20 protein-coding genes are annotated in these 20,951 nt (G+C 70.7%); 11 read left to right on the forward strand and 9 right to left on the reverse strand.

All coding sequences use genetic code 11. The features are described from left to right. Position 1: 1 nt before the first annotated feature. From A4W93_RS26610 to A4W93_RS26635, 6 genes are all read right to left on the reverse strand, one after another. Positions 2-1,603, reverse strand: a complete 1,602-nt coding sequence (locus A4W93_RS26610; protein ID WP_085753483.1) for a DUF4178 domain-containing protein — start codon at positions 1,601-1,603, stop codon at positions 2-4. A gap of 25 nt (positions 1,604-1,628) precedes the next feature. Next, the gene (locus A4W93_RS26615; protein WP_085753484.1) at positions 1,629-2,672 is read right to left on the reverse strand and encodes an SPFH domain-containing protein; all 1,044 of its coding nucleotides are present in this window, start codon (positions 2,670-2,672) and stop codon (positions 1,629-1,631) included. 76 nt (positions 2,673-2,748) lie between these two features. Further along, on the reverse strand, positions 2,749-3,441 hold the full coding sequence (gene epsI, locus A4W93_RS26620) for an exosortase-associated protein EpsI, B-type (protein ID WP_085753485.1): 693 nt from the start codon (positions 3,439-3,441) through the stop codon (positions 2,749-2,751). Continuing rightward, complete coding sequence (gene xrtB, locus A4W93_RS26625) at positions 3,438-4,337, reverse strand: exosortase B (RefSeq protein WP_085753486.1); 900 nt, start codon at positions 4,335-4,337, stop codon at positions 3,438-3,440. The genes epsI and xrtB overlap by 4 nt, the downstream gene beginning before the upstream one ends. An 8-nt stretch (positions 4,338-4,345) precedes the next feature. Next, positions 4,346-5,266, reverse strand: coding sequence for an EpsD family peptidyl-prolyl cis-trans isomerase (locus A4W93_RS26630; protein ID WP_085753487.1), 921 nt, complete (start codon positions 5,264-5,266; stop codon positions 4,346-4,348). Between the two features lie 226 nt (positions 5,267-5,492). Beyond that, positions 5,493-5,993 (reverse strand): FxDxF family PEP-CTERM protein, encoded by a 501-nt coding sequence (locus tag A4W93_RS26635; RefSeq protein ID WP_085753488.1) that lies wholly within the window; start codon positions 5,991-5,993, stop codon positions 5,493-5,495. A gap of 187 nt (positions 5,994-6,180) precedes the next feature. On the opposite strand from A4W93_RS26635, the gene A4W93_RS26640 reads away from it, so the two are divergent. After that, positions 6,181-7,395 (forward strand): FAD-dependent monooxygenase, encoded by a 1,215-nt coding sequence (locus A4W93_RS26640; RefSeq protein WP_085753489.1) that lies wholly within the window; start codon positions 6,181-6,183, stop codon positions 7,393-7,395. Here the strand turns inward: A4W93_RS26640 and A4W93_RS26645 are convergent. Beyond that, complete coding sequence (locus A4W93_RS26645) at positions 7,352-8,209, reverse strand: carbon-nitrogen hydrolase family protein (RefSeq protein ID WP_085754336.1); 858 nt, start codon at positions 8,207-8,209, stop codon at positions 7,352-7,354. The two genes, A4W93_RS26640 and A4W93_RS26645, sit on opposite strands and share 44 nt — an antisense overlap. 207 nt (positions 8,210-8,416) lie before the next feature. On the opposite strand from A4W93_RS26645, the gene glnE reads away from it, so the two are divergent. Genes glnE through A4W93_RS26660 form a run of 3 tightly spaced genes read left to right on the forward strand, consistent with a single transcriptional unit; the run spans position 8,417 to position 12,727 of the window. Next, on the forward strand, positions 8,417-11,206 hold the full coding sequence (glnE, locus tag A4W93_RS26650) for a bifunctional [glutamate--ammonia ligase]-adenylyl-L-tyrosine phosphorylase/[glutamate--ammonia-ligase] adenylyltransferase (RefSeq protein ID WP_085753490.1): 2,790 nt from the start codon (positions 8,417-8,419) through the stop codon (positions 11,204-11,206). Beyond that, positions 11,206-11,808, forward strand: a complete 603-nt coding sequence (rrtA, locus tag A4W93_RS26655) for a rhombosortase (protein WP_157131785.1) — start codon at positions 11,206-11,208, stop codon at positions 11,806-11,808. Before glnE ends, rrtA begins: the two co-directional genes overlap by 1 nt. Beyond that, positions 11,801-12,727 (forward strand): DMT family transporter, encoded by a 927-nt coding sequence (locus tag A4W93_RS26660; protein ID WP_085753492.1) that lies wholly within the window; start codon positions 11,801-11,803, stop codon positions 12,725-12,727. The genes rrtA and A4W93_RS26660 overlap by 8 nt, the downstream gene beginning before the upstream one ends. Here the strand turns inward: A4W93_RS26660 and rfaE2 are convergent. Next, positions 12,688-13,158, reverse strand: coding sequence for a D-glycero-beta-D-manno-heptose 1-phosphate adenylyltransferase (gene rfaE2 / locus A4W93_RS26665; protein ID WP_085753493.1), 471 nt, complete (start codon positions 13,156-13,158; stop codon positions 12,688-12,690). The two genes, A4W93_RS26660 and rfaE2, sit on opposite strands and share 40 nt — an antisense overlap. After that, positions 13,158-14,039, reverse strand: coding sequence for a ferritin family protein (locus A4W93_RS26670; RefSeq protein ID WP_085753494.1), 882 nt, complete (start codon positions 14,037-14,039; stop codon positions 13,158-13,160). Before A4W93_RS26670 ends, rfaE2 begins: the two co-directional genes overlap by 1 nt. 167 nt (positions 14,040-14,206) lie before the next feature. Here A4W93_RS26670 and A4W93_RS26675 point away from each other — a divergent pair, with 167 nt between their 5' ends. From A4W93_RS26675 to A4W93_RS26705, 7 genes are all read left to right on the forward strand, one after another. Then, positions 14,207-14,764, forward strand: coding sequence for a glutathione peroxidase (locus A4W93_RS26675; protein WP_085753495.1), 558 nt, complete (start codon positions 14,207-14,209; stop codon positions 14,762-14,764). 313 nt (positions 14,765-15,077) lie between these two features. Continuing rightward, the gene (locus A4W93_RS26680) at positions 15,078-16,370 is read left to right on the forward strand and encodes an NAD(P)/FAD-dependent oxidoreductase (RefSeq protein WP_085753496.1); all 1,293 of its coding nucleotides are present in this window, start codon (positions 15,078-15,080) and stop codon (positions 16,368-16,370) included. Further along, the gene (locus A4W93_RS26685; protein WP_085753497.1) at positions 16,367-17,119 is read left to right on the forward strand and encodes a DUF1365 domain-containing protein; all 753 of its coding nucleotides are present in this window, start codon (positions 16,367-16,369) and stop codon (positions 17,117-17,119) included. Before A4W93_RS26680 ends, A4W93_RS26685 begins: the two co-directional genes overlap by 4 nt. A gap of 19 nt (positions 17,120-17,138) precedes the next feature. Next, entirely contained in the window at positions 17,139-18,362 is a 1,224-nt protein-coding gene (locus A4W93_RS26690; RefSeq protein ID WP_085753498.1) for an SAM-dependent methyltransferase, read from the forward strand. A gap of 4 nt (positions 18,363-18,366) precedes the next feature. Continuing rightward, the gene (locus tag A4W93_RS26695; protein WP_085753499.1) at positions 18,367-18,906 is read left to right on the forward strand and encodes a chalcone isomerase family protein; all 540 of its coding nucleotides are present in this window, start codon (positions 18,367-18,369) and stop codon (positions 18,904-18,906) included. After that, the gene (locus A4W93_RS26700; protein ID WP_085753500.1) at positions 18,903-20,186 is read left to right on the forward strand and encodes an MFS transporter; all 1,284 of its coding nucleotides are present in this window, start codon (positions 18,903-18,905) and stop codon (positions 20,184-20,186) included. Before A4W93_RS26695 ends, A4W93_RS26700 begins: the two co-directional genes overlap by 4 nt. Further along, complete coding sequence (locus A4W93_RS26705) at positions 20,177-20,950, forward strand: SDR family NAD(P)-dependent oxidoreductase (RefSeq protein WP_085753501.1); 774 nt, start codon at positions 20,177-20,179, stop codon at positions 20,948-20,950. Before A4W93_RS26700 ends, A4W93_RS26705 begins: the two co-directional genes overlap by 10 nt. Position 20,951 lies beyond the last annotated feature (1 nt).

Here is a 20,951-nt window from a genome sequence, read left to right on the forward strand (position 1 = left end):
GTCACTTGTGGCCTCCCCCGCTGGAGAAACCGCCCCACGCCCCGCCGCCCGTGCGGCTGCCGCCGCCGCTGCTGCTGCGGTTGGCCATGCAGGCCTGGTATTCGGCCGACGCCTGCCCGAAGCGGCTGCGTTCGGACCCGCAATCCTCGTGCGTGGCGCAGCGCACCACCAGCAGCACGACGATCAGGATGAAGCCCCACAGGAACAGCTTGCCGAGCCACGAACCCCCGCCCGACGTGGGCGAGACGTCGCGCTGCAGTGCGGCGGCCTTGTCGGGCGCGAGCCGGAAGGCCTTGCGCACCGTCTCGGCCGAAAGCGATTCGCCGGCGGACCACACCACCTCGTGGGTGTCGCCCTCGCGGGTCTCTTCGCGGTTCAGGCGCTTGGTGCCGCTCAGGTAGTCGGTGTTGTACGTCAGCTGGCCGCGCGTGAGCTGCCAGTAGAACTCGCCCAGCACGTAGGTGATCTGGCCGCGGTAGTCGTACAGCTTGCGATACGCCTTGCCGTCGTACTTGACCTTGGCGCCCTGGCCCTCGGGCACGCCGGTGATGGGCGCGGACCAGCTCCAGCCGTCCTCCGCGTCGATCAGGAACGCGAAGCCGGACGTGCGGTGGTACAGCAGGTACTCGCGCCAGAAGGATTGCTCCTCGTCCTCGGCGTCCTCCGGCACCTCGCAGCGTTCGACGTAACCCACCACCTGCCACGTGACCCCGGCCCGGTTGCCGAGCTTGAGCGCCCCGTTGGTGCCGAGCGGGATCAGCGGCTCGCTGCCGTTCTCCTGCGCGTAGTGGGCGAGGTCGCCGCCGACACCCTGCGACACGTCGACCACCGCGTGGCACTGGTGGCACACGATCGACTGCGTGGTGGACAGCTTCACCTCGAGCGCCGCGCCGCAGCTCGGGCATTCGAGGCCGCGGGCCTTCAGCGTCTTTTCGGCGCCCCCGCCGCCGCCCTGCCCGTCGGCCAGGCCCACGAGCTTGAGGTCGGCGAGCTGGATCGACCGTCCCACCGACCACATCGGGCGCGCGCGGTCGCTGTAGTCGAGCGTGCCGACGTCGCCACCGGCCGCGCGCAGGTCGGCCACGACGAAGCCCCGCTCGACGTTCGGCGGGTGGGGCAGTTCCCCCTGCGCGGCGATCAGCTTGGCGACGGTGACCGAGGCCACGTGCCAGCGCTGGCCCGCGACGGTGAGCGCATTGCCCACCATCAGCTTGTCGGGCGCAGGCACGGCCTCGGCCAGCGGCTGGTCGAAGGCCAGCACGTAGGCGCCGTTGTCCTCGCTCAGCCAGCCGCTGCGCCCGTTGTCGAAGAGGGCGTGCCATTCGTTCCACGTGCCCTGGCCGTAGCGGTACTGCAGCCGGCCGACGAGCGCGAAGCCGTGCCCCGACGCGGAGCCGGTGACGCCGAGCTGCAGCGGCGAGTGGTCGTCGAACAGGTCCGCGGCCTGGCCGATCTTGCGCAGTGCGTCGCCCTCGCGCACCAGCGTGCTGCGGCAGAACGAACACACCGCGAAGGCGGAGGCCGCGGAACGGAAGTCGACGGGCGCGCCGCAGTTCGGGCACGCCGCGCGGTAGGCGCGCTGCGGGGACGGTTCGGTGGTCAAGGGAAGCGGGGACGGCGGGGTGCGGTCACACCAGCTTCTTCAGCAGCTCGGCCTTCTTGGCGTCGAACTCTTCCTGGGTCAGGATGCCCTTGGACTTCAGGTCGCCGAGCTTCTCGAGCGTGGCCATCACGTCCTCGGGCTTCACACCGGCCGCCGCGGCGGCCGGCACCGGCACGGCGACGGGCTGCTGCGGCTGCAGGCCCTGGGCCAGCTGGCCGGCCAGCACCTGGCCGAGCGCGACGCCGGCGCCGAGGCCCATGGCATCACCCGCGACGCCGCCCCCCTGCCCCGCCCCTTCGGCGAACTTCGGGATGGCCTGCGCCGTCTGGTACTGCATGAACTTGCCCATGTCGCCGCCGACCATGCCCATGCCGATCTTCTGATCGAGGATCTTCTGCAGTTCCTCGGGCAGCGACACGTTCTGCATCGTCACGCCCTCGAGCTTGAGCCCGATGGCCTCGAACGACGGCGCGGTGGCTTCGCGCAGCGCCTTCGCGAACTCGATCTGGTTCGCGGCCAGGTCGAGGAAGGCCACGCCGCTCGACGCGACGGCGTCGGAGATGTGCTGCAGCATCAGCCCGCGCAGCTGGCCGTCGAGGTCGGCGACCGTGTAGAGGTCGCGCGTGCCGGAGATCTCGGTGTGGAACAGCTTCGGGTCGGCGATGCGGTAGCTGTAGTTGCCGAACGCGCGCAGGCGCACGGCACCGAAGTCCTTGTCGCGGATGGTCACCGGCTGCGACGTGCCCCAGCGCTGGTCGACCTGCTGGCGCGTGCTGAAGAAGTACACGTCGCTCTTGAACGGGCTCTCGAAGAGCTTGTCCCAGTTCTTCAGGTACGTGAGCACCGGCAGCGTCTGCGTCGTCAGCTTGTACATGCCGGGGCCGAACACGTCGGCCACCTTGCCTTCGTTGACGAACACGGCCATCTGCGACTCGCGCACCGTGAGCGATCCGCCGTACTGGATTTCGTTCCCGGCCATGGGGAAGCGCCAGGCGAGCGTGCCGTCGCCGGACTCCGTCCACTCCAGTACGTCGATGAACTGTTTCTTGATGAAATCCATCAGGCCCATGTCGGTCTCCCCGTGAAGATCCCCGGATCATAGGGCTTCCCGGAGAGCGTCCGGGCACCCCCGGAGGGGTGTGGGCTCACGGCGTCGGCGGCTTGCCCACCACGCGCACGCGCAGCGGTGCGGGCACGGCCGCAACGAGCGCGTCCGCGAAGCGGGCCTGCGTGGCCCAGGCGCGATCGACGTGTGTGTCGATCGTGGACACACGCACCAGCATGCCGTCGAGGATCTGGCCGCGCAGGCCGAACGAGATCTGCCGCCAGCGGAAGGCGCGGCTGTCGTTCTCGGCCTGGTCGCCCAGCACCGTCCAGTACGTGATGGGTTCCGAGCGGCCGGGCTGGGCCGCGAGCATGCGGGTGACCGGCAGGTCCATGCCGCCGATGGGCAGCGACCGCCGTTCCAGCTGCGAGACCTTGAAGCCGCCGCCGGGGTAGCAGACCTCCGGCCGGTGCACCTGCAGGCCCACGGACTGTTCGGTGCCGTAGGCCACGGACAGCATCACCGTCTCGCCGCGCGGGTTGAAGTAGACGCGCTCGAGCACCTGGTCGTAGATGCCGTAGAGCTTGCCCGTCTCGTCGGACGGCCGCACGAGTGCGCCGGCCGACGGCACCAGCTGCCATTCGCCGAAACGCTCCGGGAAGATGGCCTCGAGTTTCATCGGCGGCCGGTCGTCGGAGAGCTTGTGCGTGGGCTTGCCCACCACCGCGAGCGCGGCGGAACCGCCCATCGCGGCGGCGAGCACCAGGGCCTTGCGTCGTGCGGGGACCATCATTCAGCCCACTTTTTCGGAAGGACCAGGCCGAGCAGCCGGTCGAAGCCCATGATGAACACGAGCGCGATGGCGAACAGCACCATGCCCGCGAAGCCGTGCACGAAGCCCTGCCCCACCTCGTCGCCGAGGTGGTACGTGATCAGCACGAGGATGATCACGCGCACGACGTTCGCGAAAAACGCCACCGGCACCACCATCACCGCGAGGATGACGCTGCGCACGGCCGAGCGGTAGGCCATCAGGTTCGTGTAGAGCAGGCCCATGGCCTCGAGCGTGAACATGGTCTGCAGGCCCGCGCAGGCCTCGGCCACGAGCAGCTGGTACTGGCCGATGGTGATGACCACGCCCGAGCGGCCGATGGGATAACCGAGCGCGGACATCACCGTGGTGGCCACCACCGACACCGCGGCCTTCAGCGGCCCCGTGATGGCCATCACCGTGCCGTACGGCAGGGGCACGACGAACAGCAGGAAGAAGAGCGGGAACCACACCAGGCGCAACCCGGCCCAGCCCCGGTAGTACAGCGCGATGGCCGCCAGCACGAGGATCTGCGAGACGAGCTCGATGCGCAGGAACTGCTGCGTGCGGCCGAACACGTAGCACAGCAGGCCGATGCCGAGCACCACCGCCGTCGCCACGGGGGCCCCGCGGCTGTCGAGCGCGGCGAGCGCATGGCGCTGGCGCCACGCGAGCCACGCGCAGATGGCCATCACCAGCGGCTCGTGGCCCTGGCTGTACGACACCCAAAAGCCGTGCAGGAAGTCCCAGTACGTGGGGACGTACAGCGCGGCCACGCCGGCCACCACGAGCAGCGTGGCGACCGGATCGAGCGGCGCGAACCAGCGGCCCGCTCCGTGGTCGGGCCGGGCGGCGGAAGCGGGGGCGACGTCGGCCATGGGGTCGATCAGGGGGCCGAGGCCGGAGCGGCGGCCGGTGCAGCATCCGGGGCGCTGGCGGCGCCGGACACCAGCTGGGCGAACCGGCCCTGGTATTCGATCTTGCCCTGCTCGCGCAGCGATTTCACGCCTTCCTGGAGCGCGGTGCGCTTGCGGTCGTTCGTGAGGTAGCCGGAGATCAGGCGCTTGGCCGGCACCGGGCCCACGGGCGCGAGCTGCGCGTTGATCAGTGTCAGCACGCGGCCGGCGCCGTCGCGCGTCAGCACGAGGGACTGGCCTTCCTTCAGGGCCGCCAGCTGGTCGAGGATGGCGAGCGGCACGTCCTCGGCGGACACGGAGGTCTGGCGGGCCGTGAACTGCACCGAGTCGCCGCGCAGCACCTCGTTCATCTTCTCGAGGCTGGTGGTGGCCTCGAGGCGGGCCTTCATCGCGGCGGCCTTCTGCGGATCGATCTGGAAGTTGGTTTCCTGCAGCGAGTACAGGCGGCGCTGGCTGAAGAGGTTCGGGTGGGTCTCGTAGTAGCGGTCGATCTCGTCGCTCGACGGTTCGGTGACCTTCTCGCCGAGGCGCTCGAGGTAGGCGCGGGCGAGCACGTCGCGCTTGGCGGCCTCCATCTGCTGCACGATGCGCGGGTCCTGGTCGAGCTTGTCCTTCTTCGCGGCCTGGGCGGCGAGTTCCTGGTCGACCAGGCCTTCGAGGATGCGCTTGGCCGCCGCGTCCTGCTGGGCCGGCGGCACGTTCGCGGCCTGGCGGCGCATCACGAGATCGACCTGGTGCACGGACAGCTCCTCGCCGTTGACCTTGACGGCCACCTGCGACGTGGACTTCTTGTCGCTGCCCTTGCTGCAGGCCACGGTCGCGAGCGCGGCGCAGAGCACCGTGGCCAGCAGGACGAGGTGGCGGGAGGAAGGACGGTTCGAAGCGGACATGGGCGATGTTTCCTGATCAGGACTGCGGACAGGGATGGAAGCCTAACGCGGCGACGGGGGCGGAGCCTCCCGGACCCGGGAGAGCGAGCATGGCACAGACCCGGATCCCGTGCGGGAGTTCACGCCTCGAATCGGGGGTGTCATGCGTGGGATGGCAAAAAAAAGCGGACCGGAAAACCGATCCGCCTTCCAGCGACCGGCGCCGCGGGCGGCGCCGTGGTGCCGCTTACTTGCCGAGTTGCTTGCGGCGACGGGCGACGAAGCCCATCACGCCCAGGCCCAGCGCCATCATGGCGATGGTTTCGGGTTCCGGCACCGGAGCGGCGACCGCTTCGGCACGGATGGTGCCGATGTAGCCCACTGCACCCAGCCCCGTCGCCTTGCCGTTCACGGTGAGGCTGTACGTACCGGCCAGCAGATTGCTGAACGAGAACGTCTCCGGGCTGCTGTCGAAGAGGGAACCGACGATGCTGCCACCGGTCAGCGACAGCGAGGTCAGCGCGATGCCACCCCAGTTCGTCAGATCCCAGGTCAGCGAGCCACCGTACGAACGACCGTTGTCGGCCAGCGTGAAGGTGAAGACGTCGCTGAAGGTTTGACCCCACAGGAACTCGTTGTGGAAGGTCTTGGTCTGCTCGGTACTGAGCGTACCGAGGTTGAACGTCTCTGCCATCGACGCGCCGGATGCGGCGAGTGCAACAGCAGCGACGAGCGCTTTCAATTTCATAGTACTACCTCCTAGTCAAAAGCCGCGGGCAAAAATGCCTGAGTCAATGTGCCACGTCGTGTAAAGAATTGTGCTCCCGCTCCCCCCGCGTGCAGGGGGACAATGCATCGTTCATGCCCCCCTCATTCATGGGTGTCCCTCGTTGACTTTTGGCGCCGAGACCCCCCATTCGTGACACGCTTCACAGATGACCGCCAAAACGCCGGATTTCTCCATTTCGATCATCGGTGCGGGGCCCGTCGGCCTCGCCCTCGCATTGCAGATCTCGCGCCAGCTGCCGCACGTGCGGGTCTGCACCTTCGACACCCGCCCCGAAGACGCCCCCGTCGCGGCCGATCCGCGCACCCTCGCGCTGTCCCTGGGCAGCGTCCAGATCCTCCAGCGCCTCGGCGTGTGGCCGGCCATTTCGGCCCGGTCGATGCCGATCCGCACCGTCCACGTCTCGCAGCAGCAACCCGCCCTGCTGGGCCTCGCCCTCGGGTCGGACCGTGAGCCCGCACTTCGCATCGACGCGGCGGCAGAGCACGTGCCACAACTCGGCGCGGTGGCGTCGTACGGGGCCATCGTGGCGCCGCTGCAGGCGGCCTGGCGGGCGGCCTGCGAGGCCGAGCCGGCCCGGCTGTCGGCCCGTTTCGGCGCTCGGGTGACGGCGATGAAAGCCGTGCCGGACGGTGTGGAAATCGATGCCGGCGTCGCGGAGCGGTTCGACCTGGCCGTGGTGGCCGAGGGCGGCATATTCAGCGACCAGGCACGCAAAGGCGTGAGCAGGGATTACCGGCAGACCGCCTGGGTCGGCACCGTGACCCTGTCGGGCGGCGAACGTGGCGTCGCCTACGAGCGCTTCACGCCCAACGGCCCCGCCGCGCTGTTGCCGCTGCCCGACGGGCCGGGCGGCGAGCAACGGGCCTCGCTCGTGTGGTGCGTGCCGTCCGAGGACGATCCGGTCGCCCCGCTGAACGAAGCCCAGCGCCTCGCCGTGCTCAACACCCTGTTCCCGGAAGGGGCGGGGCGCGTCACCGCCGTGACCCCGCTGAAGTCATTCGCCCTGGGGCTGAACGCCGAACGCAGCCTGGTGGACGGGCGCACCGTGCGCATCGGCAACGCCGCGCAGACGCTGCACCCGGTCGCCGGACAGGGCCTGAACCTCGGCCTGCGCGACGCCCACGACCTGGTGGCCCAGCTGGGCCGCCACGCCGACCTCGACACCGCGCTGCGCCGCATCCAGTGGCAGCGTGCGCCCGACCGCTGGGCGATGATCGCCGCCACCGATTTCCTGGCCCGCAGCTTCACGTGGCAGCTGCCCGGCCTCAGCACGCTGCGCGGCGTGGGCCTCGCGGCACTGCAGGTGGCGCCGCCGCTCAGGTCGCTGCTGGCCCGGCAGATGATGTTCGGACGCCGGTGACCGTGGGCGGGAAGGCGCCGCGCCGGTGCGACAGCGCCGGCAGCTGCGACCGCACCGCCTGGATGCGTTCGGACGACAGCGTGGCCATCACCACGCCGTCGCCCTCCTCGCGCATCGCGAGCACCTCGCCCCACGGGTCCGCGATCAGGCTGTGGCCGAAGGTGCGGCGACCGTTCTCGTGCAGGCCGCCCTGCGCGGGCGCGATCACGTAGCACTGGTTCTCGACGGCCCGCGCCCGCAGCAGCAGCTCCCAGTGGGCGCGGCCCGTGGTGTGGGTGAATGCCGCGGGCACGGCGAGCAGGTCGCACGGGGGCACGGTCAGCGCCCGGTACAGCTCGGGGAAGCGCAGGTCGTAGCAGATGCTCAGGCCCACGCGCAGCGGGCCCGCATCGAAGGCCACCGGCTGCTGGCCGGCGTCGAGCACCTGCCCCTCGTCGTAGCGTTCGCGGCCGTTGTCGTAGCGGAACAGGTGCATCTTGTCGTAGCGCGCGGCGTGGTGCCCGTCGGGCGCGTAGACGTTGCAGCTGTTGAGCACCCGGTCGGGCGAGGCCGTGCGCAGCGGCAGCGTGCCGCCGATCACCCACACGCCGTGGGTGCGGGCGGCCTCGGCGAGGGTGTCCTGGATGGGGCCGCTGCCGGGGGCCTCGGCCACCGAGAGCTTGTCGCGGTCGCTGCGGCCCATCAGGCAGAAGTACTCGGGCAGGGCCACCAGGGACGCGCCGGCCGCCGCCGCCTCGCCGATGAGGGCCCTGGCGCGGTCGAGGTTGCGGGCCACGTCGGGGGTGGAAACCATCTGCAGGGCAGCGATCAGCATGGTGTGCTCCGGGAGCGGGTCGTCGAGCGGGTCGTTCGAGCTTACGCCGAACGCGCGGCATGCGTGCAGGCGACACATCACGTTGCATCGCCGTGCGTTTTTCAGGGTGTCCCCGCACAGCAGAGGGTTTGGATGTGGGGCAGAATCCGGCGAAATCCCTGGGCCCAGCCCCGCCGACAGCGGCATCGCGGGCACTTCGCAACACTCATGGTCACCGAGTCCACCTCCGCCCCGCCGGCCCGCACGCGCCCTGCCGCGTCTCCCGCCCGCGGCGCCCTCGCCGAACACAGCCGCTTCGTCCAGCGCGTGCGCCGGCGCTATGCCGACGAACTGTCGCTGCTGCCACCCGGCCTGCCCGACACCGACCTCATCGGCGCGCTGATCGACACGCTCCTCGCGCGCGGCCGCGCCCTGCCAAGCGCCATGCGGGTGGCCCGCCACCTCGTGCTGGAACGCCTCGCCGTGCTCGACGTCGAGCAGAACGCGGCCATGGAAGACATCACCCGCGCGATGACGAACCTGGCCGAGGTCACGCTCGACCGTGCCGTCGTGCAGGCCTGCGCCGACCAGGACGCCCGCTTCGGCCCGCCGCTGAACGAGGCCGGCGAGCGCATCGAATTCTGGGTCGTCGGCATGGGCAAGCTCGGCGCGCACGAGCTGAACGTCTCGTCCGACATCGACCTGATCTACGTCTACGAAGACGCCGGCCAGACCACCGGCCCGAAGTCCGTCACCGCCCACGAGTACTTCAGCGAGGTGGCCCGCAGCCTGTACGCCCTCATCGGCGACGTCACGGAAGACGGCAACGTGTTCCGGGTCGACCTCGCGCTGCGGCCCAACGGCAACTCGGGTCCCGCCGTCGTGAGCCTGTCCATGCTCGAGGAGTACTTCCTCGTGCAGGGCCGCGAGTGGGAGCGTTTCGCGTGGCTCAAGAGCCGCGTGGTGGCGCCGTTCTCCAGCCTGCGCACCGGCCGGGCCCTCGCGCTGCGCGACACGGTCACCGCGTTCGTCTACCGCAAGTACCTCGACTACGGCGTGTTCGAGGGGCTGCGCCAGTTGCACCGCAAGGTGCGCGACGAAGCCCAGCGCCGCGCCGCCGGCCGCCCGGAACGCGCGAACGACGTGAAGCTCTCGCGCGGCGGCATCCGCGAGATCGAGTTCATCGTGCAGCTGCTGCTCGTCGTGCGCGGCGGCCAGTTCCCCGAGATCCGCACGCGCTCCACGCTGAAGGCGCTGCAGCGGCTCACCGCCGGCGGCCTGATGAAGCCGGCCAGCGCCGAACGCCTCGCCGAGGCCTACACGTTCCTTCGGCGCATCGAACACCGCATCCAGTTCCTCGACGACCAGCAGACCCACCTGCTGCCCACGGCCGACGGCGACCTCGCCTGGATCGCCGCCAGCATGGGCATGGCCGCCTGCGACACCGACGCCTGCGAACTGCTCGACACGCTCTGCGAGACCCGTGAGTTCGTCGCGATGGAATTCGACGCGCTGCTGCACGACGGCCAGCCCCCCGCGGGCGGCGGCAACGGCGGCTGCAAGGGCAAGAGCTGCCGCCCCGCGCCGCAGCCCATCGACAGCGACGAATTCCTCGAGCAGCTGCCGCTGGCGCTCGCCGAACGCGTGCGTCCGTGGATGGACCACCCGCGCATCCGCCTGCTGCGCGACGAAAGCAAGCAGCGCCTCGCGCGCCTCGTGCTGCGCGCCGCGCAGTCCGTCACCGCGGGCACCTGCAGCCTCGAGGCCGCCACGCGCTTCATCGACTGGCTCGAACCGCTGCTGCGCCGCGAAAGCTACCTCGCGCTGCTGGTCGAACGCCCCGAGGTGCAGGTGCGGCTGCTGCGCCTGCTGGGCCTCGCCCGCTGGCCGGCACAGTTCCTGATGCGCCACCCGGGCGTGATCGACGAACTGGCCGACGAACGCCTGCTGCACGGCCGTTTCGAACGCGACAGCTACATCGCCGACCTCGACGCCCGCCACGTGGCCTGGGAGCGCTTCAACCAGGCCGACGAGGAATCGCTGCTCGACACACTGCGCCGCGCCCACCACGCCGAGGTGTTCCGCACCCTGGTGCGTGACGTCGAGGGCCACATCACGGTGGAACAGGTGGCCGACGACCTGTCCGCGCTGGCCGACGCCACGCTCGACTGCGCCGTGCGCTGGGCCTGGATGCACCTGCGCCAGCGCCACCGGGACAACCCGGTCTTCGCGGTCATCGCCTACGGCAAGCTCGGCGGCAAGGAGCTCGGCTACGGCAGCGACCTCGACGTGGTCTTCCTGTTCGACGACGCCGACGAACCCGACCGCGACCGCGTGCCCGAGATCTACACCGCGTTCGTGCGCAAGCTGATCAACTGGCTCACCACCCGCACCGCGGCCGGCGAACTCTTCGACATCGACACCGCGCTGCGGCCCAACGGCAACTCGGGCCTGCTCGTCACGTCGCTGCAGTCCTACGAGAACTACCAGGTGGGCCGTGGCAGCAACACCGCGTGGACCTGGGAACACCAGGCCGTCACGCGCGCGCGCCTCGCCGCCGGTGACACCTCGCTGACCCCGCGCTTCGAGTCCGTGCGGCGCGCCGTGCTGTGCGCCCCGCGCGACCCCGTGGCGCTGCGCAACGAGGTGGCGGCCATGCGCGAGAAGGTGCGGTCCGCCCACGTGGTCAAGCCGGGCCTCTTCGACGTCAAGCACAGCCCCGGCGGCATGATGGACGTGGAGTTCGCGGTGCAGGTGCTGGTGCTCGCCGAAAGCGCGAACCACCCCGAACTGCAGGACAACGTGGGCAACATCGCGCTGCTGCAGCGCGCCGAGGCCTGCGGGCTGCTGCCCGCCGGCGTGGGCCGCGACGCCGCCAACGCCTACCGCGAACTGCGCCGTGCGCAGCACCGGGCGCGGCTCGACGAGAAGCCCACGCAGTTCGAGACCAGCCTGCTGGCCACCGAACGCGACGCCGTGCTCGCGCTGTGGGCCGCGGTGTTCCCGCCCGCGGCCTGATGCCCACCCTGCACCCGCGGTCCCCCGGGGTGGCCTGGGTGGCCCTGGCCGTGGTGCTCGCCGCCGGAGCGCTGCTCGCGCCCCTGCTGGTGGGCCCGCAGGCCATCGACTGGCAGCCCGCCCGCTGGCTCGCCGAACCCTGGCGCTGGTGGACCGCCGCCTTCGTGCACCTGAGCCCCCTGCACCTGTGGGGCAACCTCGCCGCCACGGCGCTGATCGCCGCCTTCGGCGTGTCGGGCGAGATGCCGCCACGCGCCACGGTCGCGTGGTTCGCCGCCTGGCCGCTGACCCACCTCGGCCTGCTGAGCATGCCCGAGCTGCGCCACTACGGCGGGCTGTCGGGGCTGCTCCACGCCGGTGTCGCCGTGGCCGCGGTGCAGCTCGCGGCCACCCGCACCGGGCTGCACCGCTGGATCGGCGTGGCCACGCTCGTGGCGGTCGCCGCGAAAGTGCTGTCCGAAACGCCGTGGCGCGCCGCGGTGCAGGTGTCGCCGCAGTGGGACATCCCGGTCGCCCCCATCGCCCACCTCACCGGCGCGGTGGCCGGGCTGCTGTGCGGGCTGGCCGCGGTGGCCCTCGGCGCGAGGTCCCGCCGTGCCTGACCGCCACGCACACCTCGACCGGCTGGCCGTGGCGCTGGTCATCGGCTGCAGCTTCCTGTGGGGACTGAACCAGGTCGCGGTGAAGGCCATCGTCGGCGAGGTGCCGCCGCTCGCGCAGGCCGCGTTGCGGTCCCTGCTGGGCGTGGTGCTCGTGCTCGCGTGGGCCCGCTGGCGGGGCATCCCGATGGGCGCGCGCGACGGCACCCTGGCCGGCGGCCTCGCGGCGGGCACGCTCTTCGGCGCGGAGTTCGCCTGCGTGTTCCTCGGGCTGCAGTACACCACCGCATCGCGCATGATCGTGTTCATCTACCTCGCGCCGTTCGTCGTGGCGCTGGGCATGCCGTTCGTCTCGCACGCGGAACGCCTCACGCGCACGCAGCTCGCGGGGCTGCTGCTCGCCTTCGCGGGCGTGGCCTTCGCCTTCGCCGAGGGCTTCACCCAGCCCGCCGCGGGGCCGCGCCAATGGCTTGGCGACACGCTGGGTGTGGTCGCGGCCGTGCTGTGGGGCGCCACCACGCTCGTGATCCGCGCGTCGCGCCTCGCGTCCGCGCCACCCGAGAAGACGCTCGCGTGGCAACTGGGGGTGTCGGGCCTGCTGCTGGCCCTGGGCTCGTGGTGGCATGGCGACCACTGGACCCTGACGCTGTCACCGCTCGCGTGGACCTCGCTCACCTTCCAGGTGGCGATCGTGGTGTTCGCGAGCTACCTCGTGTGGTTCTGGCTGGTGCGGCACTACCGCGCCACGCAGCTCTCGGCGTTCACGCTGCTGACGCCGGTGTTCGGGCTGCTGCTGGGGGTGGTGCTGCTGGGCGAGCCGGTGACCGCGCGGCTGCTGGTGGCGCTGGCCGGCGTGGTGGCCGGCATCGCGCTGGTCAATCGTCAACCGCGGATGCGGCGAACGAGCGACGTGGTGGAGTAGCCGTCGACGAAGGACAGCGCCCGGGCATCACCGCCCCAGCTGCGCACCCACTTCGTTTCCTCGAGCGACTCGATGTCGTAGTCGCCGCCCTTCACGTACAGCTGCGGCCGCACGCGCTTGAGCAGCTCGACCGGGGTCTTCTCGTCGAACAGCACGACGAGGCTCACGCTCTCGAGCGCGGCCAGCACGCAGGCACGGTCGGCCTCGGCGTTGAGCGGGCGGTCCGGCCCCTTGCCCAGCTGGCGCGCGGACTGGTCGCTGTTGAGGCCCAGCACCAGGCTGCCGCCGAGCGCACGGGCCTGGGCCAGGTAGCTCACGTGGCCACGGTGCAGGATGTCGAACACCCCGTTGGTGAACACCACCGGCTGCGGCAGCGCCGCGACCCGCGCGGGCAGGTCGTCAGGCGCGCACAGCTTGTCGAGGAAGGACATCAGGCCGGTTGGGGCGCATCACCGGCGGCAGGCCGGCCGTTCGCGGCGGCGAGCGCCTTCGCGGTCACTTCCTTGCGGTAGCGGTTGAGTTCCTGGACGCTCGCGAAGCTGCGTTCGAGCAGCAGGCTCATGTTGTGCAGGATGCGGTCGACGACCTTCGTTTCCCACACGGCATCGAACTGGATCTGCTTGTCGAGCCACTGCTCGAGCCATTGCGGGTCGGGCAGGCGGCTCTGGATGGTGTCGCGCGGGAACAGCTTTTCGTTCACGTGCAGGTTCGTGGGGTGCAGCGCCTGGGCGGTGCGGCGGGCGCTGGCCATCAGCACGCCCACCTTCGCGAACGCGGCACGGGCCTCGTCGCCGAACTTCTGCATCGCACGCTTCATGTAGCGCAGGTAGGCGCCGCCGTGGCGGGCCTCGTCGCGGGCGAGCGTCTCGTAGATGGCCTTGATGACCGGCTCGGAGTGCCATTCGGCGGCACGGCGGTACCAGTGGTTCAGGCGGATCTCGCCGCAGAAGTGCAGCATCAGCGTCTCGAGCGCCGGGGCCGGGTCGAACTCGAAGCGCACCTCGTGCAGTTCGGCTTCGGTGGGCACCAGGTCGGGACGGAAGCGGCGCAGGTACTCCATCAGCACCAGCGAGTGCTTCTGTTCCTCGAAGAACCAGACGCTCATGAATGCCGAGAAGTCGCTGTCGTCACGGTTGTCGCGGAGGAACATTTCCGTGGCGGGCAGGGCCGACCACTCCGTGATCGCGTTCATCTTGATGGTCTGCGCCTGCTCTTCGCTGAGCTGGCTGCCATCGAACTGATCCCAGGGGATGTCGGTGTCCATGTTCCAACGGACGGCTTCGAGTTGTTTGAAGAGTTCGGGATACAGCATGGTTCGGCCCAAGGTGAGGGTGCAGCATTCTAGACGTGCCTCCATGACAGTTCGGGGCTGCCCCGGACTTGTCAAGGACATCGGTCATCCGGAATGCATTTTCCCCCGTCGGCACACGGGACGGCGAAGTGGCATCCTGATCCTTTTTCCTGCCGCCGGAGATCCCCATGACCGCCCGATTCCTTTCCCGCTGCCTGCTGTGGGCCACCCTCTCGCTCGGCGCCGCGGGCGCCCAAGCCGCCTGCCCCGCCCTGCTCGACCGCCAGGTGCCGCGCCTGCAGGACGAGAAACCCCAGAACCTGTGCCAGTACACCGGCAAGGTCGTCGTCGTGGTGAACACGGCGAGCTTCTGCGGCTTCACGCCCCAGTACAAGGACCTCGAGGCCCTGAACGAGAAGTACGGCCCGCGCGGGCTCGTCGTGCTCGGTTTCCCGTCGAACGACTTCGGCAGCCAGGAGCCGGGCTCCAACAAGGAGATCGCCGACTTCTGCGAGAACACCTTCGGGGTCAAGTTCCCGATGTTCGTGAAGAGCCGCGTGGCCGGCGAACCGCTGAACCCGCTGTTCGCGGACCTGAAGGCCAAGACCGGCGCCGCACCCCGCTGGAACTTCCACAAGTACCTGATCGCCCGGGACGGGCAGACCGTCCAGAGCTTCGGCAGCACGACGAAACCGGGCGATCCGGCCTTCGTTTCGGCGGTGGAAAAACTTCTGGATGCAAAATGAGAACTCATGGGTTATATTTGTGACCAATGAGTTCACTTCATGTCCCTGCCGGTTCTTGCACACCTCCGACGCCCCTCCCAGGGCGCGATGTGCAAATTCGTGCGGACGTGACGGAACTCAACCCGACCCGATGCATCGAAAAGGCACGAGCGACCCGGCCCCGCCGGATCACCGCCTCCCTTTTCCTGTCGCACAGCCGTTCGGTTCCACCGACTGCAATCCCTGGATGGTTTTCCTCCTCCCTCCTCCCTCCCTACTTCATCCTGGGGCGCTGTGCGGCAATCTTTCTTCCTGACGACCGGCGGGGGTCTGCATGACCCGCCGCGTCGCTGTCGTGGGCTCCGGCATCGCCGGCCTGTCGGCGGCCTACAGGCTCGCGCCTGACGCCCGGGTCACGCTGTTCGAGGCCGGCTCGCACTTCGGCGGCCACACGAACACGGTCGACCTCGCGCTCGACGGCCACACCTTCGGCGTCGACACCGGCTTCCTCGTCTTCAACGAACGCACCTACCCGCAGCTGATCCGGCTGTTCGCCGAGCTCGGGGTCGAGACGGCACCGAGCGACATGTCGTTCTCGGTGAAGGCCCCGGCCGACGACCTCGAGTGGAGCGGCTCCGACCTGAACACCGTGTTCGCCCAGCGCGGCAACCTGCTGCGCCCCGGGTTCTGGCGCATGCTGTTCGACATCACCCGCTTCAACCGCCTGTGCACGGGCCTCGCCGAGCGCGGGGAGGACGAGGCGCTGCAGCAGCCCATCGGCGCGTTCCTGCGCGCCCACGGGTTCTCGGACGCCTTCCGCGACGGCTACTTCCTGCCGATGGTGGCGTGCATCTGGTCCTGTCCCACCGACCAGATGCTGCAGTTCCCCATCGCCACGATGATCCGGTTCTGCCACAACCACGGCCTGATCCAGGTGCGCGACCGGCCCCGCTGGTTCACCGTGGTGGGCGGCGCGCGCGAGTACGTGCGCCGCATGTTGCCCGCCCTCGGCGACACGCGCCTCGCGACACCGGTGCGCCAGGTGCGCCGCCTCGCCGACGGCGTGCTCGTCGCCACCGACCACGGCACCGAGCGCTTCGACGACGTGGTGCTCGCGTGCCACAGCGACCAGTCGCTCGAGCTGCTGGCCGATCCCTCCGCGGAAGAGCGTGTGGTGCTCGGCGCCATCCGCTACCACCGCAACCGCGCCGTGCTGCACACCGACACGGCCGTGCTGCCGCGGCGCCGGCTCGCGTGGGCGGCCTGGAACTACGAACGGGCGCCCGACCTGTCCCGCGAACACGCCTCGGTCTGCCTGCACTACCTGCTGAACCGGCTGCAGCCGCTGCCGGTCGAGACACCGGTCATCGTGTCGCTGAACCCGGTGACGGCCCCCGCCGCCCACCGGGTCCACCGCACCATCGACTACGCCCACCCGGTGTTCGACCAGGCCGCCATCGCCGCGCAGAAGCGCGTGCCCGGCCTGCAGGGCCGCCAGCGCACGTGGTTCTGCGGCGCGTGGACCCGCTACGGCTTCCATGAGGACGGCCTGATGTCGGGCCTCGCGGTGGTGGACGGCCTGCGGCGCGAGTGGGCCGCCCGTCCGTCGCTGGAGACGGCCGCATGAACGCGCCGCTGCTCGGCCGCGGCCAGGTGCGGCACACGCGCCTGCGGCCCGTGCCGAACCGCTTCGCCTACCCCACGTACTTCCTGATGCTGCCGATGCGCAGCCTGCGCGCGCAGCCGTCGCCGGACCTGCCCCGCAACCGCTTCGGCCTCGTGAGCTTCCACGACCGCGACCACGGCGACGGCCGGGACGACAGCCTCGCCTGGCTCGACGAACTGCTCGCCCGCGAAGGCATCGCCGACGCCGCGGGCGAGGTGTGGCTGCACTGCTATCCGCGGGTGCTGGGCCACACGTTCAAGCCCGTGAGCTTCTGGTACTGCCACCGCACGGACGGCTCGCTCGCCGCCGTGGTGGTCGAGGTCAACAACACGTTCGGCGAACGGCACTGCTACCTGCTGACCGGCCCCGGCCTCGCGTTCGGCCGCGAACTGCAGGCCACCAAGGTGTTCCACGTCTCGCCGTTCTGCCGCGTGGCGGGCACCTACCGGTTCCGGTTCATGCGCACCGGCGAAGGCCGCACCGTGGTCCGCATCGACCACGACGACGAACAGGGTGCCCTGCTGCAGACCAGTGTGTCGGGCCACCTCGAGCCGCTCGACACGCGCAGCCTCCGTGCGGCCTTCTTCGGCATGCCGCTGATGACCCTCGGCGTGATCGTGCGCATCCATTGGCAGGCCCTGCGACTGTGGGTGAAGCGGGTGCCGTTCTTCCGCAAGCCCGAGGCTCCGAAAGCCTTCGTCACCCACTGACCCGACAGGCCGACGACCGATGAGCACCACCACCCGTCCGACCACATTCCCGTCCCTGCCGCCGGCGGCCCCCGCCGCCGCGCGGGCGGTGTTCACGCTGCTGAAGAACCTGCCCCGCGGCGTCCTCGACGTGCAGCTGCCGGACGGCAGCGTGCGCCACTTCGGCCAGGCCGCCCCCGACGCGCCGCGCGCCACGATCCGGCTGCGCAACTGGAACGCCTGCAGTGCGGCCCTGCGCTCCGGCGACATCGGCTTCGCGGAAAGCTTCATCGCGGGCGATTGGTCCTCGCCCGACCTCGTCGCGCTGATGACCCTGCTGGCCGCGAACCGCGATGCCATCGACACCATCGTGTACGGGTCGTGGTGGGGCGCGTTGCTGCACCGTGCGAAACACCTGCTGCAGCGCAACTCCCGAGCGGGCAGCAAGCGCAACATCCACGCGCACTACGACCTCGGCAACACGTTCTACGCGCTGTGGCTCGACCCCACGATGAACTACTCGAGCGCCTGGTTCGACGGCGACCTCTCGCGCCCGATGGCCGACGCGCAATGGGCCAAGGTGCGCCGCGCACTCGCCGAATGCGGTACGGCGCCGGGCGCGCGCGTGCTCGAGGTCGGCTGCGGCTGGGGCGCGCTCGCCGAATGTGCCGCGAGCGAGTTCGGCGCCCGGGTCACGGGCGTCACGCTGTCGTCGGAACAGCTCGCGTTCGGCCAGCGGCGGCTCGCGTCGCAGGGCCTTGCCGGCGACCTCCGCTACCAGGACTACCGGGACATCGCCGACGGCCCGTTCGACGCCGTCGTGTCCATCGAGATGTTCGAGGCGGTGGGCCGCGAGTACTGGGACGGGTACTTCGCGATGCTGCGGCGCCAGTTGAAGCCCGGCGGCCGCGCGTGCATCCAGACCATCACGATCCGCGACGACCTGTTCGACCGCTACGTGAACGGCACCGACTTCATCCAGCAGTACATCTTCCCGGGCGGCCTGTTGCCCAGTCCGTCGCAGTTCCGCGCGGCTGCGGCACGCGCCGGCCTGCAGGTGGTCAACGAGCTGTCCTTCGGCGCCGATTACGCCGAGACGCTGCGCCGCTGGCGCCTGCAATTCCTCGCCCGCGAGGCCGACGTGCGCACGCTGGGCTTCGACACCCGCTTCCTGCGCACGTGGGAGTTCTACCTCGCCTACTGCGAGGCCGCGTTCGCGACGGGCAACACCGGCGTCTCGCAGTTCACGCTCCAGCACGCCTGAGGCCATGGTCACCCGCCGCGCCCTGCTGATCGCCATCGCGGCCGCGGCCGGCGGTGCGACGGCGCAGCCGCGGGTGCCGGACGAGGTGGCCGCCGAACTGCCCGGCGCCCGCCTGCAGGGCAGCGGACGCATGCGGCACTTCGGCTTCCTGGTCTGCGATGCACGCCTGTGGACCCGCCCGGGCTTCGACGCCGCCGGCTTCCAGCGCCAGCCGCTCGCGCTCGAACTGCAGTACGCGCGCGCCCTCTCCGGCGTGGGCATCGCCGAGGCCTCGCTCGACCAGATGCGCCACGTGGGCGACGTGCCCGCCGCGAAGGCCGACGGCTGGCTCGCCGAGATGTCCGCCGCATTCCCCGACGTCGTGAAGGGCGACCGCATCACCGGCGTGCTGCGGCCGCGCGAGAGCGCCCGGTTCTTCGTCAACGGCACGTTCCGCCGCGAGATCGGCGACCCCGATTTCGCGGACCGCTTCTTCGGCATCTGGTTGTCCCCGCGCACCTCCGCGCCGTCGCTTCGCCGCGACCTGATCGGAGCCTCGACATGAACCCCGCGTGGACCGGCCGCTGGACCGACGGCCTGCGCTACGGTGGCCTCGGCCTGCCGCTCGCCTTCGCCGCGCTGCCGCTGTACGTTGTCGTGCCGAACCACTATGCCGGCCGCTTCGGCGTGCCGCTCGCCGTGCTCGGTGCCGTGCTGCTGGGCGTGCGCCTGCTCGACGCCCTCGTGGACCCGTGGATCGGACGCTGGGCCGACCGCGTGTTCGCGCGCCCGCCCGCCACCGCCTGGACGACCGCGGCCATCGCCGCACTGCTGCTCGCGCTCGCGTTCCACGGGCTGATGGTGCCGCCGGCCGCGGTGCAGGGGACCGGCGTGCTGGTGTGGTTCGGCGTGCTGCTCGCGGCCACCACGCTCGGCTACAGCGTGCTGTCGATCCTGCACCAGGCCTGGGGTGCGCGCCTCGGCGGCGGCGAGGCGCAGCGGGCCCGCGTCGTCGCGTGGCGCGAAGGCCTCGCACTGGCCGGCGTGCTGCTCGCGAGCGTGCTGCCCACCGCGGCAGGGCTGCCGGTCACCACCGCCGTGTTCGCTCTGGCACTGGCCGCGGCCGTCGTGCTGCTGCGCCGCGCCCCGCGGGCCGATGGCGCGCCCTCACGCCTGCACGCGGCCCGTTCTCCGCTGCACACCCCGGCGTTCCGCCGGCTGCTCGCGATCTACCTCGTCAACGGCATCGCGAGCGCGATCCCGGCCACCCTGGTGCTGTTCTTCATCCGCGACCGGCTGCAGGCGCCGGGGCTCGAGCCGCTGTTCCTGCTCTGCTACTTCGGGGCGGGGGCGCTGTCGATCCCGGTGTGGGTGCGCGTGGTTCGCCGCGTGGGCCTGGCCCGCGGGTGGTGGATCGCGATGGTGCTCGCCACCGCGGTGTTCGCGTGGGCCACGCGGCTCGGGCCGGGCGACGTGGCCGCATTCGCCGCAGTGTGCGTGCTGAGCGGCCTCGCGCTCGGGGCCGACCTGACCTTGCCCGGGGCGATGGTGGCCGGCGTGATCCAGGGGGCGGGCCACGGCGGCGCCGCCGAAGGCGCGTACTTCGGCTGGTGGAACTTCGCGACGAAGCTCAACCTCGCGCTGGCCGCGGGCCTCGCGCTGCCCGTGCTGCAGTGGGCCGGATACGCCCCGGGCGCGTCCACACCCGAGGCACTCGACGCCCTCACGCTCGCGTATTGCCTGATCCCCTGTGCACTGAAGCTGCTGGCCGCCACGCTGCTGGCGGTGCTGTGGATCCGCCACCACCCGCGCACGCAACACGGGGGACCCGCGCCATGCCATTGAACCCGCGCCTGACCGACTGGCGGGGCCGCGTCGTGTGGATCGTGGGCGCCTCCAGCGGCATCGGCCGTGCCACCGCATCGGCCCTGCATGCGCGGGGCGCGCAGGTGGTGGTGACGGCCCGCAACGGCCCGGCGCTGCAGGCGTTCATGGCGCTGCATCCGGGCAGCCTCGCGATCGCGGCCGACGCGTGCACGCCAGGAACGTTGCGGGCCGCCGCGCGGCAGATCGTCGCCGCGCGCGGCCGCATCGACGTCGCGATGTACTGCGCCGGCCACTACAAGGCCATGCGCGCGATGGACTTCGACCTCGATGAAGCGCTGCAGCACCAGCAGGTCAACTACGTGGGCGCGCTGTTCCTGCTGGACGCCGTGTTGCCGCACCTGCTCGCGCAGGGCGATGGCCACGTGAGCCTCGTGTCGAGCGTGGCCGGCTATCGCGGGCTGCCGCAGTCGCTCGGCTACGGGCCCACGAAGGCCGCGCTGATCAACCTCGCGCAGGCGCTGTACCTCGACCTGCACCCGCGCGGGCTCGGTGTCTCGGTCATCAACCCGGGGTTCGTGCGCACGCAGCTCACGGCCCAGAACGACTTCGCGATGCCCGCGCTCATCTCGCCCGAGACCGCGGCGGACAAGATCCTCGAGGGCTGGGCCGCGGGCCGCTTCGAGATCCACTTCCCCAAGCGCTTCACGTGGTGGATGAAGGCCCTGCGCCACCTGGGCGACGGGCTCTACTTCACGGCCGTGCGACGAGGCACCGGCCTCTGAG

Origin of the sequence: Piscinibacter gummiphilus (genome assembly GCF_002116905.1) — a bacterium.
In the GTDB taxonomy this organism is placed as follows: domain Bacteria; phylum Pseudomonadota; class Gammaproteobacteria; order Burkholderiales; family Burkholderiaceae_C; genus Rhizobacter; species Rhizobacter gummiphilus.